The sequence below is a fragment of the Brevibacillus invocatus genome (genome assembly GCF_003710915.1).
Taxonomy (GTDB): domain Bacteria; phylum Bacillota; class Bacilli; order Brevibacillales; family Brevibacillaceae; genus Brevibacillus; species Brevibacillus invocatus.
In genome coordinates, this window is sequence record NZ_RHHR01000051.1 from 35,969 (window position 1) to 52,700 (window position 16,732).

Annotated in this window: 16 protein-coding genes and 1 other RNA gene; 15 read left to right on the forward strand and 2 right to left on the reverse strand. The window is 44.2% G+C overall.

Translation table 11 applies throughout. From position 1 onward, the window contains the following. Positions 1–10: 10 nt before the first annotated feature. Positions 11–406, reverse strand: coding sequence for a YqzM family protein (locus tag EDM52_RS22415; protein ID WP_122911140.1), 396 nt, complete (start codon positions 404–406; stop codon positions 11–13). A gap of 217 nt (positions 407–623) precedes the next feature. On the opposite strand from EDM52_RS22415, the gene EDM52_RS22420 reads away from it, so the two are divergent. The 14 genes from EDM52_RS22420 to EDM52_RS22485 all read left to right on the forward strand — a co-directional run bounded on the left by EDM52_RS22420 (position 624) and on the right by EDM52_RS22485 (position 13,256). Further along, positions 624–1,208: a TetR/AcrR family transcriptional regulator gene (locus EDM52_RS22420; RefSeq protein WP_122911141.1), complete on the forward strand. Its 585-nt coding sequence runs from the start codon at positions 624–626 to the stop codon at positions 1,206–1,208. An 85-nt stretch (positions 1,209–1,293) separates the two neighbouring features. After that, on the forward strand, positions 1,294–1,632 hold the full coding sequence (locus EDM52_RS22425; protein WP_122911168.1) for a DMT family transporter: 339 nt from the start codon (positions 1,294–1,296) through the stop codon (positions 1,630–1,632). Positions 1,633–1,677: 45 nt separating this feature from the next. Next, positions 1,678–1,800, forward strand: coding sequence for a DMT family transporter (locus EDM52_RS25775; protein WP_122911142.1), 123 nt, complete (start codon positions 1,678–1,680; stop codon positions 1,798–1,800). Positions 1,801–1,917: 117 nt separating this feature from the next. Further along, on the forward strand, positions 1,918–2,160 hold the full coding sequence (gene secG, locus EDM52_RS22435; protein WP_122911143.1) for a preprotein translocase subunit SecG: 243 nt from the start codon (positions 1,918–1,920) through the stop codon (positions 2,158–2,160). A gap of 145 nt (positions 2,161–2,305) precedes the next feature. Then, positions 2,306–4,804, forward strand: coding sequence for a ribonuclease R (gene rnr, locus EDM52_RS22440; protein WP_122911144.1), 2,499 nt, complete (start codon positions 2,306–2,308; stop codon positions 4,802–4,804). 128 nt (positions 4,805–4,932) lie between these two features. Continuing rightward, entirely contained in the window at positions 4,933–5,406 is a 474-nt protein-coding gene (gene smpB / locus EDM52_RS22445; protein WP_122911145.1) for an SsrA-binding protein SmpB, read from the forward strand. A 179-nt stretch (positions 5,407–5,585) separates the two neighbouring features. Further along, positions 5,586–5,941, forward strand: a transfer-messenger RNA (tmRNA) gene (gene ssrA / locus EDM52_RS22450). Between the two features lie 156 nt (positions 5,942–6,097). Next, positions 6,098–6,436, forward strand: coding sequence for a helix-turn-helix domain-containing protein (locus EDM52_RS22455; protein ID WP_122911146.1), 339 nt, complete (start codon positions 6,098–6,100; stop codon positions 6,434–6,436). Between the two features lie 369 nt (positions 6,437–6,805). After that, positions 6,806–7,975 (forward strand): nucleotidyltransferase domain-containing protein, encoded by a 1,170-nt coding sequence (locus EDM52_RS22460; RefSeq protein ID WP_245997309.1) that lies wholly within the window; start codon positions 6,806–6,808, stop codon positions 7,973–7,975. Next, positions 7,962–8,456: a type II CBASS E2 protein gene (locus EDM52_RS22465; RefSeq protein ID WP_221175570.1), complete on the forward strand. Its 495-nt coding sequence runs from the start codon at positions 7,962–7,964 to the stop codon at positions 8,454–8,456. Before EDM52_RS22460 ends, EDM52_RS22465 begins: the two co-directional genes overlap by 14 nt. Next, positions 8,449–9,387 (forward strand): CBASS cGAMP-activated phospholipase, encoded by a 939-nt coding sequence (locus tag EDM52_RS22470; protein ID WP_122911147.1) that lies wholly within the window; start codon positions 8,449–8,451, stop codon positions 9,385–9,387. Before EDM52_RS22465 ends, EDM52_RS22470 begins: the two co-directional genes overlap by 8 nt. 344 nt (positions 9,388–9,731) lie before the next feature. After that, positions 9,732–10,427: a response regulator transcription factor gene (locus EDM52_RS22475; protein WP_122911148.1), complete on the forward strand. Its 696-nt coding sequence runs from the start codon at positions 9,732–9,734 to the stop codon at positions 10,425–10,427. Positions 10,428–10,430: 3 nt separating this feature from the next. Further along, positions 10,431–11,768 carry a HAMP domain-containing sensor histidine kinase gene (locus EDM52_RS22480; protein WP_122911149.1) on the forward strand — a complete coding sequence of 446 codons (1,338 nt, stop codon included), beginning with the start codon at positions 10,431–10,433 and terminating at the stop codon, positions 11,766–11,768. A gap of 414 nt (positions 11,769–12,182) precedes the next feature. Further along, on the forward strand, positions 12,183–13,256 hold the full coding sequence (locus tag EDM52_RS22485) for a DUF5677 domain-containing protein (protein WP_122911150.1): 1,074 nt from the start codon (positions 12,183–12,185) through the stop codon (positions 13,254–13,256). A 214-nt stretch (positions 13,257–13,470) separates the two neighbouring features. Here the strand turns inward: EDM52_RS22485 and EDM52_RS22490 are convergent, their stop codons facing one another. Further along, positions 13,471–15,195, reverse strand: coding sequence for a multicopper oxidase family protein (locus tag EDM52_RS22490; RefSeq protein ID WP_183185291.1), 1,725 nt, complete (start codon positions 15,193–15,195; stop codon positions 13,471–13,473). A gap of 180 nt (positions 15,196–15,375) precedes the next feature. On the opposite strand from EDM52_RS22490, the gene EDM52_RS22495 reads away from it, so the two are divergent. Then, a complete protein-coding gene (locus EDM52_RS22495) occupies positions 15,376–16,428 on the forward strand; it encodes a cell wall-binding repeat-containing protein (RefSeq protein WP_122911151.1) in 1,053 nt (350 codons plus the stop codon). The last annotated feature ends 304 nt before the right edge of the window (positions 16,429–16,732 follow it).

Sequence of the window (16,732 nt, forward strand, 5' to 3'; positions counted from 1 at the left end):
ATCTATGTACTTACTTATGTTCAGACAGCCATTGCGCAACTGCTTGAATTTCCGGTTGCTTTTTCAGCAATCCTGGTGGCATACCGCCTTTACCTTCTTTGATGATTTTGGCGATATCCTCAGCGCTGTGTGTTGCCCCTACAGTAGTCAAAGCTGGTGCTGCGATACCTTCCAGGTTTTGACCGTGACAGGATGCGCAGTTTTGTTTAAATACAGCGGCTGCATCAATATTGGCAGTTGGTGCTCCGCCACCTTGCGCTTCCTCCCCGTGACTTGGTGGGAAAAAGATCGATCCTACGAGTGCAATGAGAAATACAAGAAACAAGATACCGAACGAAGTGAAAAAGGCCTTCGCGGAATCAATTACGTCGTTTTGATTCATGTCTTTTTTGTTGGACCCAGCCATCTGACAAAGACCTCCCAAGGCAAGTATAAAGGTTCACATGCAATTTTACGGCAAAATCTTGACAGTTGCAAGGAACCTAAGAAAAGGACAAAGAAAGTACACAATTTCCATATTATACAGCTGGAAAACGGAAATTTTTGTTAAGGGATTTGACAATTTACCCGAAAATCGTTAAAATGAATGACAGTCATTCATGTTTGTAAAGGTGGGCAGCGGCATGGCTAGTAGATCTGATGACAAATATCAGAAGCTTTTAGTAGCGGCGATCGATGTCATAGCTGAAAAAGGACTCGATCAGACGTCTATTTCAGATATTGTCAAAAAAGCCGGGGTTGCACAGGGAACCTTCTATTTATATTTCTCATCTAAAAAGGCTTTAATACCCGCAATTGCTGACAACTTGTTTGGGATGACGTTAGAGCGTATCAAGGAGAAGGCGGAATCGAAAGAAAAGCTATGGGATGTCTTGGAGATTGTGATCGATGAAACCTTCAAGATCACAGAAGAGCACAAGGACGTGATTGTCCTTTGCTATTCCGGGCTTGCTATCGATCATTCTCTGGAGAAATGGGAAGCGATCTACCAGCCGTATTATCAATGGCTTGAGAATCTATTGAATCAAGCCGTGCAAGCAAACGAAATCGTGGCGGATCTGCATGTAAAATGGACAGCCAAGACCTTGATCAACATGATTGAGAATGCGGCTGAGCGCTACTACATCGGCTTGGAGCAAGACGATTCGCTGGAAGCATTCAAGCACGAGCTCCTGATTTTCCTGGAACGAGCGTTATTCAAAGCCTAAAAAAGTGATTGGAGAGTATCCAATGCTTTTTTTATACACACAAAATGACTGACATTCATTCATTAACAAAAGGAGGCAGAACATGATGAGTTGGTTCTTAGTTATTGCAGCAGGTCTGCTCGAAGTGGTCTGGGCATCGAGCCTGAAAACGGCCTCGACCCCTTTGCAGTGGATGGGAGTCGTCCTCTTGATTGCATTCAGTTTTATCATGCTGATCAAGGCTTATAAGCAAATTCCGGTAGCGATTGCTTATGCTGTCTTTGTCGGGATCGGGACAATAGGTACGTATATCGTCGGAGTCGTGATGGGCGATCCGTATTCGCTGACGCAAGCGGTTGCCCTGTTCGGCGTCTTGCTCGGTACTGTAGGCTTGAAGGTTTTTACCAAGACTGATGAAAAAGAGACGAAAGGAGAGCGGGCGTAATGGCGTGGATGTTATTGGTATTAGCAGGCCTGGAGGTGTGCAGGGATCGGGTCGGTGGGAATTACCGTGTTGGGGTTTGTTTGGTTTAAGGAAAAGCTGAGTAAAGGGCAAGTAATTTCCCTGTCTATTTTGATCGTAAGTGTTATTGCACTGCGTATGACCAGCTGATGCAACAGAAATGATATATTATGGAAGGGAAAGCTTGTTGCTGATCCTATCTAAATATGGTAAAGTGTTTTTATTGGTTTTGTACCGTCTTGGAAATCCGTTTTGAGGTGAAATGAGATGGCATTGGCTGCGAAAATCATACTTGTGATCGCAAGTATTGGATTAATTATCGTCGTATTGTTGCAATCCGGAAAAAGTGCTGGCCTGTCGGGAGCGATTGGCGGCGGTGCTGAGCAATTGATGGGCAAACAAAAAGCCCGTGGAATTGACGCGCTTTTAGGGAAGTTAACCGTTGTGTTTGCGGTTTTATTCATGGTCTTTACGATCGTGCTCGGTTATTTCTTGAAAACAGGAGCGTAATAGGCGAACGACTCAAAGGCAGCAAGTGCGACTTGCTGTCTTTTTCGCTATTGGGATTGCGTCTCGTCTGAGCGGTGAATACTACATACTACATGATAACGAAAAGAGCAAGGATGCAAGTCCGTGCACAATAGGAGGTTTGTGAATGAAAGATCAGGATATCCTGGCGTTCATGCGGGAGCAAGCGTACCACCCGATGACCGTGAGGGAGCTGGAGGAAGCGTTTGGTTTGGAAGACGCTGATGCCTTCAAGGAGTTAGTCAAAACGTTGAATGGGCTGGAGGCGAGCGGGGAAGTGGTTCGTACCCGGGCCAATCGCTACGGAGTACCGGAGAAAATGAATCTGGTGCGTGGCCGATTGCAGAGCCATCCCAAAGGCTTTGGCTTTGTAATCCAGGAAACGCCTGGCATGGATGATGTCTACGTACACGCCAACGATATGAACGGCGCGCTGCACGGAGATACCGTGCTTGTCAGGGTCGAGAAAGAAGCGGGCGGAAATCGTTTGGAAGGACGCATCATCCGCGTCGTGGAGCGGGGTATTACGGAAGTAGTGGGGACGTTCAAGGACGAGACCTACTACGCGTTTGTAGTCCCGGATGAAAAGCGACTGGGCAAGGACATCTTCATCCCGAAAGAAGCGTACAACGGTGCGGTGGACGGGCACAAGGTCGTGGCCAAGATCGTCCGTTATCCAGAAGGGCGTGTCAATCCGGAGGGTGAAGTTGTCGAGATACTGGGTCATAAAAACGATCCGGGCGTAGACATTTTGTCCATCATCCGCAAATTTGGCCTGCCAGAATCTTTCCCTGAGGACGTATTGGCAGAAGCCGAAGCGGCACCGGACCAGATCTCAGAAGAAGAGATTCAGGGCCGTCGCGATTTGCGTGAGCGCATGATGGTGACGATCGACGGGGCAGATGCGAAGGACCTGGACGATGCGGTATCGCTGGAAAAGCTGCCGAACGGCAATGTCCGTCTCGGCGTGCATATCGCAGATGTGAGCTATTACGTCCGAGAGAAATCTCCGCTGGATCAGGAAGCATTTCGTCGCGGGACCAGCGTCTATCTGGTGGATCGCGTCATCCCGATGCTGCCTCATCGTTTGTCTAATGGGATATGCAGTCTCAACCCGCAGGTAGACCGTCTGACGATCTCCTGCGACATGGAGATGGATCATGAAGCCAAGGTCGTGAAGTACGACATCTTTTTGAGCGTCATTCAAACGAATGAGCGGATGACCTATGCGGATGTCCGCAGCATTTTGCAGGATAAAGACGAATCGTTGATCGAGAAATATAGCGAGCTGGTTCCGATGTTCCAGGAGATGGAGCAATTGGCACTCAAGCTGCGCAAAAAACGGATGCAGCGCGGAGCGATTGACTTCGATTTTCGTGAGGCCAAAATTTATGTAAATGAAGAAGGGACACCGACTGACATTGGATTTCGGACGCGTTCCATTGCAGAGCAGATCATCGAGGAGTTCATGCTGGCAGCGAACGAGACCGTCGCGGAGCACTTCCATTGGATGAAGCAGCCTTTCATGTACCGGATTCACGAAGACCCTAACGCAGAAAAGCTGATGGCGTTCACGGAATTCATCACGAATTTCGGCTACTCCATTCGTGGAAAAGGAAACTCGGTGCATCCGAGAGCCCTGCAGCAGCTTTTGGAAGAGGTCAAGGGCACTCCGGAAGAGATCATCATCAGCACCGTGATGCTGCGCTCGATGAAGCAAGCGCGCTATGACGCGGAAAGCCTGGGGCACTATGGCCTGTCGACGGATTTTTACACGCACTTCACGTCGCCCATTCGCCGTTATCCAGACCTTATCGTGCATCGTCGGATTCGCGAATGGATCGAGCGGGGCGAGCAGCTGTCAGAGAAGCGAATGGCCTACTGGCAGGAAAATATGCCGCTGATCGCCGAGCATGCGTCTCAACGGGAGCGTCTGGCTGTCGATGCGGAGCGGGAGACCGACGACCTGAAGAAAGCCGAGTTCATGCTGGAGCGGGTCGGCGAGGAATTCGAAGGCGTCATTTCTGGCGTGACTTCATTTGGAATTTTTGTGGAGCTGCCGAATACCATCGAAGGTTTGGTTCACGTCAGCTTCCTGACCGACGACTACTATCATTACCATGAGAGAATGTACGCGCTGGTCGGTGAACGGACAGGGAAGCAGTTCCGCATCGGGGATGTAGTCCAGGTGCGGGTAGCCAATGTCAATGTGGACGAGAGAACAATCGATTTTGAAATCGTCGGCATGACCAAGCAGGCGGGCTTCCGCGGAAGTCGCGAGCGGACGCCAAAAGTCATCGATGGGCGTGGAAACGAGCGAAGAGGCGGGACTAGGTCCAAGCAAGACGGTTCACGTCCGTCCCGGGATAAAGACAAGACGCATCCGGCTGCAATCCGACAAAAGTACAAAGAGCGCCGTGCTGCAAATGGAGCGTCTGGGAAAAAATCATCTCGTCGAACAGGCTCTGCAGGTGTACCAGGAAGTGAGGACGTTGTAGCGATGAAGAACGGAGAAGGGACGGATACACCAGCCGCGAGTCAAAAAGGCTTCTGGGAGGATCTGGTTCACTCCAAGAAAAAGAAACGAAAAAACGTCGCCAGTCAGGCAAAGAGAAAACGTCGTTAAACAGTTGTTTAGCTGGCCATTCTGGGTGAAAACAGCGGGAATGGCCGGGTAAATCCCTTGCCACAACGTTAAAAATTTGCTAAACTAACTGATACCAATGCGGAACATGCACAAGCGAGGTGATCTCCATGTCAAAAGATAAAGCCGGCACCAAGACGATTGCTCAAAACCGAAAAGCCCGCCACGATTATCACATCGAGCAAGTATTTGAGGCAGGCATCGCCCTGACCGGTACGGAGATCAAAGCAGTGCGTGCAGCCCGCGTGCAGCTCAAAGACAGCTTCGCCCGCGTGCAAGATGGTGAATTGCTCCTGTACAACGTGCATATCAGCCCGTACGAGCAGGGCAATCGTTACAACCACGAGCCAGAGCGCACACGCAAGCTCCTGATGAAACGTCTGGAAATCCTCAAGCTCAATGGCTTGATCCGGGAGAGAGGCTACTCGCTCGTCCCGCTCAGCATCTACCTCAAGGGTGGATGGGCCAAAGTAGAGCTGGCGCTAGTCAAAGGGAAGAAGAACTACGACAAGCGCGAGGATCTCAAGAAAAAGGACGCAGCACGGGAAGTGGAGCGTGCTTTGCGGGAGCGGCAGAAGGTGTAGTTTGGTGCAGAATCGCCTAGTTGGATCGTGCTGGCAGGACTGGCAGGAATCCACGTTGAGAAATGCATGACTTTTGTGCTATAGTGAAAGAGCAGTAAACACTGTTAACAACACACAACACAGTCTAGGTGTGGAACGGTAGGTTACCTCTCTTCGCCTAGACTTTTTTATCCCATCCTGGGGGCGTTCTGGATTCGACGAGGATGGTAGAGCATGAGAAGCGAGCCGGGGGGCTGCGGACCTCGTCAACAACGCGGAACGCCATTAACTGGCAACAAACAACTTTCTCTCGCTGCTTAATAACCAGTGAGGCGCTACCACTCCATCGCCCATGTGGCGTGACTAGCGCTCAACTTTAGTGGGATACGCCAGAGGCTTCCGCCTGGAGCCGAAGGAAGAAGATGAATCAGGCTAGGTGCTGGGTCAGCGCGTCACTCCGCGAATCCATCACCGAAATCTAAATGAGTGACTGCGCTCGGAGATGCTCATGTGTCGCTGTTTTCGGACGGGGGTTCGAATCCCCCCGCCTCCACCAAATACATAAAAAGTGAAGCCACCTGATGTGTGACTTAAACCATATTTTTGCCGCATCGGCAAGGTTATGCTTTAAAAAACTTTAGGCAAATATATGCTTTAAAGTTTTTTATTTATATTCGGGCATGGTTGGATTGCCTTTAACAAGGTGTTCATAATGATTGTAAATACTCTTGGCGAGCGAGTTAAAATGGTTAGGAAAAGGAATAAATTGACTCAAGTTGATTTTGCTAAAATTCTTGGTATATCTCAATCGAATTTAAGTGAGATTGAATCAGGAAAATCAAAACCATCTATTGATGTTCTGATTTCATTGATAACTCAGTTCGAAATAGATTTGCAGTGGCTTTTATTAAGCGAAGTGACATCTTGTAAAACTGAAATAGCAAAAGACGAAATGGAATTAATTCGTTCTTATAGAAAGTTACAGGATATTGCTAAAGAAGAAGTTTTAGATTTTGTAAATTTAAAATTAGCTCGATATAGAAGGAAATAACACTCAAAGACTCGTCGAATTAGCTTTTTATACAAAAAATAGGGGGATGACAGAAAAAATCTGTCATCCCCCTATTTTTTGTTAAAGAGTTTACGTTGTTGACCAAATCAAATCAACCCTTTAAGATTAAAGGGATAACCATCTTTTTGTTTTATTGGTAAGTATGAGATGTGGGGCATCTCAATATTTACTAGTCTCATGTGATACTCAACCAACATTATTCTACAAGTTCATTTTGTAGAATACAAGAACTTTTTTCATAAACACTACGCAAGAACTACATAATTCGAAAAAATTCAATAGTTGAATCGTAGGATACATGGGACTAGGGATGGTTACATATATCAATTCTTGCGAGGTGTATGGTTAATGAACACGCTAGTAAATTTTGCAACTGTTGGACTTCAGATGGAGGACTTGTTACAACGCATATGCAGTACGCTTCAAATCACTAGAACACAATACGATGCAATCGAAACATCTTATGGGTCTGTATCTAAGTGGCTCAGTGGCGATGAAGACTTATTGAAAGATGTTGATGTTGTCATCTATCCACAAGGATCATTGCGTATTGGTACTACGGTAAAGCCACTGTCGAAACAAGAGTATGATTTGGATCTTGTGTGCGAATTAAAGCTAGACTGGAGTAAAACCGATGCTATGGAAGTGTTTGATGCAATTAAAAAGCGGATGCTCCAAAATGAAACATACGCACAGATGTTAGAAGTGAAAAAACGATGCGTTCGGTTGAATTACGCTGGGAATTATCATTTAGATATACTTCCTGCATGTCCAACCAATCTTGTTAGCGACGATTGTTGTATAAAAGTTCCCGACCGATCCGTAGAGGGATGGAAGGACAGTAACCCAAAAGGTTATGCTGAATGGTTCGACAAAGTTGCAAATGACTATATACCGTTGCAACAGTATGAGTTGTTTGAGAAGAGAGCAGAAATTCAACCACTTCCGGATGTAGAAGCAGTTGAATTAAAGCCCCCACTCAAAAGAGCTGTTCAACTCATAAAGCGGTATAGAGATGTTTATTTCGAAAATAATCCGGAATTTGCTCCGATCAGCATAGTTCTGACCACACTGGCAGCTCAAACATACAACAAACAAGGTTCTGTTGCCGAAACTATTCAAGGGGTTCTCGATGGGATATCTGTTTTACTTTCTAAGGCTCAACAACAGAATAAACGACTGAAGGTTGCGAATCCAATGAATCCACTTGAAGATTTAAGCGAGCGTTGGGATAACGATGCAATGGCGTACAAGCATTTCGTGAAATTTGTTTATGATTTTCAACGTGAGTGGAACCAAATCATAGATCTCCGTGGTATTCAGTATGTTTCGACAGCCCTCATAGGTATGTTCAAAGGTCATCTACCAGTTGAAGAAGAACTTCGTAAGCAAGCTAATTTCATGAGAGTACTCCGGGAGAATAATAAATTAGGAGTGACATCCTCTGGAATCCTTACAACTAGCATGCTCTCCAATACTATTCCTGTAAAGGGACACAACTTCTATGGATCAGTTTAAACGCAAGATGTATTTGAATGGTCCAAATAAGTGGTTGATTCGTGTCAAGGTTCCAACCTTGGCCGAACAGTCACATTCTCTTCTAGAAGCCTATCCGCAATTTACAGTGGTTCATTCAAATCTGAATGAAATCATTTGGCAGGGCTCCCTTCAGCCAACAGAGTTATCTCTGTCCTATACCGTGAAAATTTTGTATAGGCGTAATGATAAACAGAAATTGAAAGTATGGGTAATCTCGCCAGCACTAAAGGTAAGAGAAGGAGAGTCTAAAATTCCTCATATGTATGAGCAGGACAGGCTTTGTTTGTATTATCCCCAGGCAAGGGAATGGACGCCTAGAAAATGGATCCACAAGACTATAGTCCCCTGGATTTGCGAATGGCTTTATTATTACGAGATTTGGCATGTTACCGGTGAATGGTTAGGTGGAGGTATTCACGGAGAGGCAGATCCGGAAAGTGAGGATAAAGAGGATGTATAAAATCCTGTCTATAGATGGTGGGGGAATAAAAGGGGTTTTTCCTGTATCATTTCTGGCAACGATAGAGGAAGACTTGGAAGGGAAATCGATTGTAGAGTACTTTGATCTTATTGTAGGAACATCAACCGGTGGATTAATTGCACTTGCACTAAGTTTAGGATTTAGGGCATCAGAAATTTTAAAGTTCTATGAGGAATTCGGTCCCCAAATTTTTGAGCGTCGTGGTTTGTTGTCCCAATTATCAAAAGCTAAGTATGCACAAGAACCCTTGAAGAAAGCACTGCAGGAATTGTTTCAAGATAAAGTGATTGGTGATTGTAAAACGAGATTAATCATTCCTTCTGTTAACCTTAATACAGGGGAAGTGTATATGTACAAAACTGCCCATCATGAGCGATTCAGAAGCGATTATAAAAAGCCCATCATTGAGGCAGCATTAGCAACTTCTGCGGCACCTACGTACTTTCCGGTTCAATTTGATTCAGCAGGCGCAGCCCTCGTGGATGGTGGAATATGTGCAAATAACCCAGCAGGTTTAGCAGCTGTAGAGGCAGTGAGTGTACTTGGATGGCCAGTTGGAAATGTTCAATTATTATCGATAGGTTGTACTATGGAACCAATTTTAGTAGATTCAGATAGATCTGCTGGAGATATGGGGGCAGCTCAATGGGGAATGAATCTGTTGCACTTAACTATGGCTGCTCAATCTTCTCTTTCCTACGGAACAGCTCAGTTGTTATTGGGACATCAGAATGTACATCGAATTTGTCCAGTGGTTGGAAATGGGAAATTTAGCCTGGATGGAGTTGATAAAATTCCAGAGTTGAAGGGGATCGGAAGTGTTGAAGGAAGAAAAGCCAAATCTCTCTTCTGGGATATTTTCCTGAAAAGGGAAGCTGAGCTATTTCTACCGATTTATCAACTAGTGTAAGTTTCTTGATTTAATAGGTAGGGACTATGATTTGGTTCCTTTTGGGTTTAAAGGATGGTTATCTGATTTCAAGTGACCATCTTTTTCTTATTCAGCCTCCATAATTCCTACATATTGTCCTTCTATACTTACAGCACAAGAAGAGACAGACATTCGATAAGGGAGGGCAGATTCTTACGGTATTGTCGTTGAATTAGCTGTATGATTATCCCTCGGGGTTGTTAGGTATTTAGCGAGGGACACTATCTATCGGGAGCATTGTGACCATGTTCATGATAAGCGTATACTTTCTCAAACGTAAGAAGGAAAGATGATTGCAATTGAACGACTGAGAGGTGCTTAGGTTGTCCAATATTCTGATCGTAGATGATGAGCGACAAATCCTTGAAATACTGTCTTCGTATTTAAAAAAGGAAGGATACCATGTCAGTACAGCTGAAGATGGTACACAGGCACTGGAATATGCTTCGACGTATCCTATTGACCTCATGATCCTCGATTTGATGTTGCCAGACATGACTGGAGAGGATGTGTGCAGGGAGATCCGGAAAACTTCACGAGTGCCAATCTTGATGTTGACGGCGAAAAGTGGGGAGGCCGACAGAATCACTGGTTTGGAGATAGGAGCAGATGACTATATTATTAAACCATTTAGCCCACGTGAGCTCGTCGCAAGAGTTAGAGCAATACTGAGAAGAGCAGGGGAGTACCAGGTATTGAGCGATCTCATCCGCATTGGCGAAATAGAGATTTCCCTTCGTGAGCGTAGCGTTACCAAGAAGGGTATTGCTCTAGAATTGACATCCAATGAATTTCGCTTACTTACCACTTTGGTTCGTCACCCAGGTCGAACGTGGACACGTGAAGAATTAGTGGAGGAAGTACTCGGAATGGACTTCATAGGCAGTGATCGAACGATCGACACGCATATCAAGAATTTACGTCAAAAGATCGAAGATGATCCAAAACAACCGGAATACATTAAGACTGTATATGGATTGGGTTATCGCTTTGACAATCCCACGAGGAATGGGAGATAACTTATGAGGCGCATATGGATGAGGCTTGCACTGACCTTCATGGCCGTTAGCGCCAGTGGCATTTTGATATCCACGGTTTTGTCCATTAAAGAAATGGATTATCATTTTTCAATGTATCTGAATGAGGTCAATCAACAGCACGAACAGGATCTGCTGGACATCCTTGAGAACGAGTATCAAACAGGACTAGGATGGGACGATCAAACATATCTAAAACTGAAAGCCGCTTCTTCCGTATTAGGTTTGCAGTTTTCCCTGTTTGACCAGGAGCATAGGCTCATTCGAACGTTTGGAAAAGCTGTGAACCCTGAAGATACAAGTAGCGTGAACATGATTCCTATAAAAGAACGGGATCATACAATCGGGTATATCGGCATTCAATATGACAACTCGTACGCCATGTCGTTGGAGGAACACTTCCGGATGGCTCATACGAATGCTATGCAGTGGACCATGCTCGCTTTGCTACTCCTCGTCTGTATCGCCAGTATTTTCATTGCAAAACGTCTTGCTAAACCGATCGTAGATATGAGTGACGCTTCGCGAGCTGTTTCAAGAGGAGATTTATCTATCAGAGTGGATCTGCCCCAAGGGGAAGACGAATTGTCCGTTCTCGTGCATTCATTTAATAATCTCGTTCAAAGCCTACAAAAGCAGGAGGAACTGAGGAAACGGCTTACGTCTGATATTGCACACGAGCTACGTACACCATTAAACACATTGCTTGCCCAGACTGAAGGAATGTTGGATGGCATTTGGGAAGCTACTCCAGAACACCTAGAGGCAACTCGTTCCGAAGTGTTGCGGCTCATCCGCATCGTAAGCGATTTAGACCAAGTTATCCAGGTAGAATCCGGAGCACTAAACATCTCTCAAAATGAGATCAATCTAACCAATGTAGTAGGTGGAATTGTGGAATCGATGACAGCAGCCTTTCAGCTACAAGGAATTCAAGTGAAAAGTTACTTGAAATCCACTGCATGGATTATGGGGGACCAACAAAGAATTGCTCAAGCGATCTCCAACCTGCTTACAAACGCTTTGAAGCACACACCACCAGGGGGTGAAGTGAACGTCACCCTCGAACAAAAGAAGAGGATCGTCGAGGTCAAGGTCGTAGATAACGGAACGGGAATTTCACCCGAAGATTTACCCTTTGTTTTTGAACGGTTTTATCGGGGAGATCGCTCACGAAATCGGGAAAAGGGAGGAACCGGTCTCGGTTTGACCATTGTGAAGGGGATCGTGGAAGCTCACCAGGGAAACGTCGCCATTACAAGTGAAGTGGGCAAGGGTACCATTGTGACACTTACATTTCCGGCGATAAGGAACCCAGCATAAACAAGGGAACGTATGTAGCTTTGATTTTGTTGCAAGGTCCAGATGGTAACGGTCGTATCGTTACCATCTTTTTTTACGCTTTTTGCTTTTTTAAAGCTATTGATTATATCGTTATTATATGATGCTATCATCATTCCATAAGGAAAATAGGAGATTTTGTTTCACTGGATCCCAAAAGAACTGAAAAAAGTTGGCGATCAGTAGGTAAAATGGGGGCAGGGGGTACTTGCTCTCTTTGTTCACTTCATAAACTGAAATGGCTTCGTTATATTCATTTTTAATAAAGCGATGCTATCTCTCAACAGCTTATTTAATCGAACCAACAGGAAGTCATAAGTAATTTTATCCCACAAAAACTGTTCTGAATGTTGTAACATAGAATTATGAATAGGTAATCGAAAGGATTGTAAAACGATGGAGCAGGATTGGTTTCTGCAATCTTTTTATTCTTTAATTCAAGAAAAAATTCAAGAAAATCCGAATATTGACCTCGACGATAAAAAAATTCAAGCATTAATGAGCAAAGTAATTGAGAATACACTGCCAGAATCAGCAGCATTGTTGTTAGGTTCACTGAAGGAAAAATCTATGGAAATGCTGGAGGAACATAGATTAGAGAGAATTGAGTTTGAGGCACGGCTTCAAAGAAGATGGTCAAAGCCTATAAATTTGCTTGAAACATTAATTGTTATTTCAAGTGAGAGTGGTGAAACATGTTATAAAGCATGTATCGACAAAGCAATTGAAGAAAACTGCACCGTATTTGAGGTGCTTGTAAAAATTCATGCACGGGCATGTCAAATATCTTATGAAATTTTATGTTTATTAAAGGGAGGATTTGCTGATGGAGCAATCTCCAGATGGCGGACTCTCCACGAACTATCCGTACTAGCTGCCTTTATAAGTCAAAATAGTAATGAAGTTGCGAAAATGTATCTGGAATATGAGTATATTGAAAGTTATTATGAAATGCTAGAGTATATTCGTTACGCACCCATATTAGGATTTGAAGAGTTAACAAAGGAAGAAATTGAGAAGTTAACTGAATCAAGAAACGATCTAGTTTCCAAGTATGGTCCTGAGTATGATAAGCCATTCGGCTGGACGATGAGTGTCCTCCCTAAAAAGGAGAGGAATTTCAAAGGAATTGAAGAGAATATTAAATTGGATCATTTGAGACCGTTCTACAAACTCACATGTAATTATATACATTTAGGGCCAAAAGCTAGTTCTTATTCATTAGGAGTAATGCAAGAGAGTAAGTTACTATTAGCCGGAGCATCAAATTATGGACTTGCTGATCCGGGGCAAAATACGAGTCTATCTCTGAGTCAAATCACTACTTGTTTATTGACTGTGTATCCTTCTTATGAACGATTGATGGTAGGTAAAGTAATGTCGCTACTCGTTGATGAAATTTGTCATGCATTTGTAGATGTTCAAAAAAACATTGAGTACGAAGAGTTTGGAGTAGAATACGAAGATTGAATGTTTGTATGAAAGTCGAACTGTAAATCGCTGGTGACACACGCCGATCGAATTGAGACCAACTGGCATCATTTATTGAATAACAAATCAAAACAGTTGCGGCAGTCTAAGACTTCATTTTCAAGGTCTTATACCGCAGCTTTTTCATAAAATTAGTCAATATTAATCAACACAAAAAGGATAGGAAAACTCGCTCCTATCCTTACTTCTTTTTTTATTCTGGCTTGTTATTGACAGTTGGATCGATTGTAAAATCGGGTTTGAAACCATCGTATTTCACTTCGGACATCATCCCTTGAGAAGCATGCCCCAGATCGTGGCAGTGGAACATCCAGTTCCCAGGATTATCTGCTTTAAAAGCAACGACATATTCTTCGCCAGGTAAAAGATTTAATGTGTCTTTTAGCAATGGGGACCCAGAGATCGGTTTTCCGTCTTTACTGAGTACCTGGAAAAAGTGACCGTGCAAATGCATCGGATGAATGTCCTCTTTGGAGTTATTCACCATTCTTACCTTTACCAAATCCCCTTCTTTTACATTGAGGGGAGGGACGTCAGGGTATGTTTTACCATTGATAGTAAATGTCATTCCATTGCCCATTACAGTATTGAGATCCATCGTATATTCAACGTCGTACTGACCTTCAAGCGAGAAGGTACTTTTCGCTGCTTCGCCATACTTTGTGATGTCAATCAGAGGGAAATCTCCTGCCACGGGTTTGACTGAAGCATTCTCTGACCCTTCATAGACAATCGGGATTTTCAGTGATTTTGCACCGGGAAATGCACTATGTTCTTCAAGTAGCCATTTACCTGGATTATTTGCGACAAACTCAATATCATACCGCTCACCTGGAGCAATATTGAGCAACTGGTCTTTGATCAAAGGTGGGTTGTTAATCGGTTGCCCGTCCGTCGAAACGATTTTAAATTCATGACCCGGCAAGTACATTTTATGGGAGAGATATCCCGCATTAACCAGTCTGATTCTCACTTTTTCTCCCTCTTTCACTTGAAGAGGTTGAATGGCGGATCCAGTCTTGCCATTCGCGGAAAAGATGGTGTACATCAACGGCATCATTTCAGCATCGCTCATGTTGCTCATGTCCATGCCAGTACTGGAATCGCCGTGATTCATACTGCTCATGTCCATACCGGTACCAGAATTGCCATGTTTCATGTTGCTCATGTCCATACCAGAACCAGAATTACCATGATTCATGTTACTCATGTCCATATTGCCTTGATCAGAGTGACTATTACTGTCGCTTGTCTTCGCACCTCCACCACCATGCATCTCGGCCATGCTGTCGTCTTCCATCCACTCATCCAACACAAGAGTGAAGTCTTTATCAACAACTTCGGCGTCTTTAGGCTCAACAATGATCGTTCCATACAAGCCTTTATCGACCTGATTGACACCATCCTGGTGGGAGTGGTACCAGTAAGTACCCGGTACATCTACCTTGAATTCATACGTAAAGCTCTCTTTCGGTTTTACAGCATTTTGGGTTACACCGGGGATTCCGTCCATATTATTGGGGACTGGTAACCCATGCCAATGTATGGTTACCGGATCCGGCAACTCATTATTCAACACTACTTTCAGCGTCTCACCTTGCTTGATTCGTAATTGCGGTCCTGGCACGGTTCCGTTATATGTCCAAGCGGTTTTCATGGTATTATCATCAAGCATAAGCATGCTTTCTTTGGCTGTTAGGGTAAAGGAATTGCCGGTAAGAACTTCAAATTTTGGATCGGCTGAGGCAGTCATTTTTGTAGGCTCTGTCGTTTCTGCCGCACTCGTAGATCCCATTTTCGACATGTCATGTCCTGCCATATCGTTTTGAGCACTATTTGAACATGCAGACAAAACAAGTGCGCCCGTTAGCACAACAGGTAGTGCGATCCACTTTTTTGTCCTTATTTTACGAATCATACTGAAACCTCCTTTTGAATTCTAGGTGAAGAATATCATACGATTGTGAAGAAAAGATGGAGATACACGAACAATGGGAGAACCCAAGCTTTTTGGTCCAGGAGATGCTTTGCGAAGTAGGAATTCTCTTCTGAGGAAGCCCAGGTGGGTATATATATAAACTTGGGGGAGGTGTTCAGGTTGTTTAGTGGAAATACGGTTGATACAACAAGAATTTGGGGCGAAGATATATTATCGGTGATGACAAATGCGTTTCAAATGATATACCCTGGTTATCCAACTACAATGGTTCACTGGAGACCCAATGCGATTACAGTAGCTCCGGCTTCGCAATTCCAATATGCTTTTACCGCTTCGTCCCTCGTTCATGACCCGAACAAAGCACCGATGATGTTGGTTTCAGATCAGCTAAATGAGGAAGTAAAAAATGAAATGCTCCGATTGTCCCCGATAGGTAACCAGCTTCCAGCACAAGTCTTATTAATTGGTCCAGTAAACTCAGATGTACAACGTGAGATTCAAGCATTAGGGTTGTCTACCTATCGAATCGGAAATCAGGATCCGTATCAGACTTCATTGGAGGTTTCGCAATTTCGATTGCTGCATCCGTCGGCTGCCCAACAAGGCAGAGAAAACGTGTTTCTTCTTTCAGGCGAAACATTCGCCGAAACGATGTTTGTTCCAAATTATTCCATGCATCAGGGAATCCCTGTTCTACTAACAGAGAAAAACAATGTACCGGCGCCCATTCAACATTTCTTCTCGATGCACCCCGATCTGAATGTGTATATTGTCGGCACTTTTGAAACCGTCTCGCAACATGTGGAAGCATCCTTGCATCGTTATACAAGGGGTAAAGTTGTTCGGTTAACAGGAGCATCGCCATATGATTTATCCGTACGTTTCTCTCGATTTTTTGACGAAGAAACCCAATTGGGCTGGAATCGGAATCAAAAAAACGGAAATGCATTTTCTTTCGTAAATCATAAGGATTGGCGACATGCGATCATCTCTGGACTCTTCTCACATCTTGGAAAACACGCGCCACTTTTATTGACACAAAGAGACAGCTTACCAAGAGATGTAAAAGAATATCTTCGCTTTTTACGTCCTGAAAGGAAAAAGCCACCTCAGCCACCATTCATGCACGGGTTCGTTTTCGGTGATTTTCATTCCATTGATTATCGAACGCAGATTGAGATTGAAGAGAGCATCATTTTTCCTACGATGTAACACTTGTTCTTCAAAAGCGCCTAAAAAGGTGCTTTTTTCGTGATCAGAAGAACTAACGTATTGGAGGTCCTCAACATGGACACAGGAACTCCTTATTATCAACATATTTTCTTCACAACTACCGATTAGAATGGAACAGAATCTGGTTACGTTCGAGAGGAGAATTACATGGGACTCACACTGGTTGGGATTGCGTTGCTAACGCTCATCCTTTTTGCATGGTTAATTGTCACCAAGAGGCAAATGGAGCAACTGAAGAATGTGAAAGCACAGGAAGATCGGGAAAAACGGGTGAAGCTATCCG

What these genes read in the sequence shown, in the direction of transcription:
- EDM52_RS22415 (WP_122911140.1), bottom strand. Translation starts at nt 406, where the DNA reads ATGGCTGGGTCCAACAAAAAAGACATGAATCAAAACGACGTAATTGAT.
- EDM52_RS22420 (WP_122911141.1), top strand. Translation starts at nt 624, where the DNA reads ATGGCTAGTAGATCTGATGACAAATATCAGAAGCTTTTAGTAGCGGCG.
- EDM52_RS22425 (WP_122911168.1), top strand. Translation starts at nt 1,294, where the DNA reads ATGAGTTGGTTCTTAGTTATTGCAGCAGGTCTGCTCGAAGTGGTCTGG.
- secG (WP_122911143.1), top strand. Translation starts at nt 1,918, where the DNA reads ATGGCATTGGCTGCGAAAATCATACTTGTGATCGCAAGTATTGGATTA.
- rnr (WP_122911144.1), top strand. Translation starts at nt 2,306, where the DNA reads ATGAAAGATCAGGATATCCTGGCGTTCATGCGGGAGCAAGCGTACCAC.
- smpB (WP_122911145.1), top strand. Translation starts at nt 4,933, where the DNA reads ATGTCAAAAGATAAAGCCGGCACCAAGACGATTGCTCAAAACCGAAAA.
- EDM52_RS22455 (WP_122911146.1), top strand. Translation starts at nt 6,098, where the DNA reads ATGATTGTAAATACTCTTGGCGAGCGAGTTAAAATGGTTAGGAAAAGG.
- EDM52_RS22460 (WP_245997309.1), top strand. Translation starts at nt 6,806, where the DNA reads ATGAACACGCTAGTAAATTTTGCAACTGTTGGACTTCAGATGGAGGAC.
- EDM52_RS22465 (WP_221175570.1), top strand. Translation starts at nt 7,962, where the DNA reads ATGGATCAGTTTAAACGCAAGATGTATTTGAATGGTCCAAATAAGTGG.
- EDM52_RS22470 (WP_122911147.1), top strand. Translation starts at nt 8,449, where the DNA reads ATGTATAAAATCCTGTCTATAGATGGTGGGGGAATAAAAGGGGTTTTT.
- EDM52_RS22480 (WP_122911149.1), top strand. Translation starts at nt 10,431, where the DNA reads ATGAGGCGCATATGGATGAGGCTTGCACTGACCTTCATGGCCGTTAGC.
- EDM52_RS22485 (WP_122911150.1), top strand. Translation starts at nt 12,183, where the DNA reads ATGGAGCAGGATTGGTTTCTGCAATCTTTTTATTCTTTAATTCAAGAA.
- EDM52_RS22490 (WP_183185291.1), bottom strand. Translation starts at nt 15,195, where the DNA reads ATGATTCGTAAAATAAGGACAAAAAAGTGGATCGCACTACCTGTTGTG.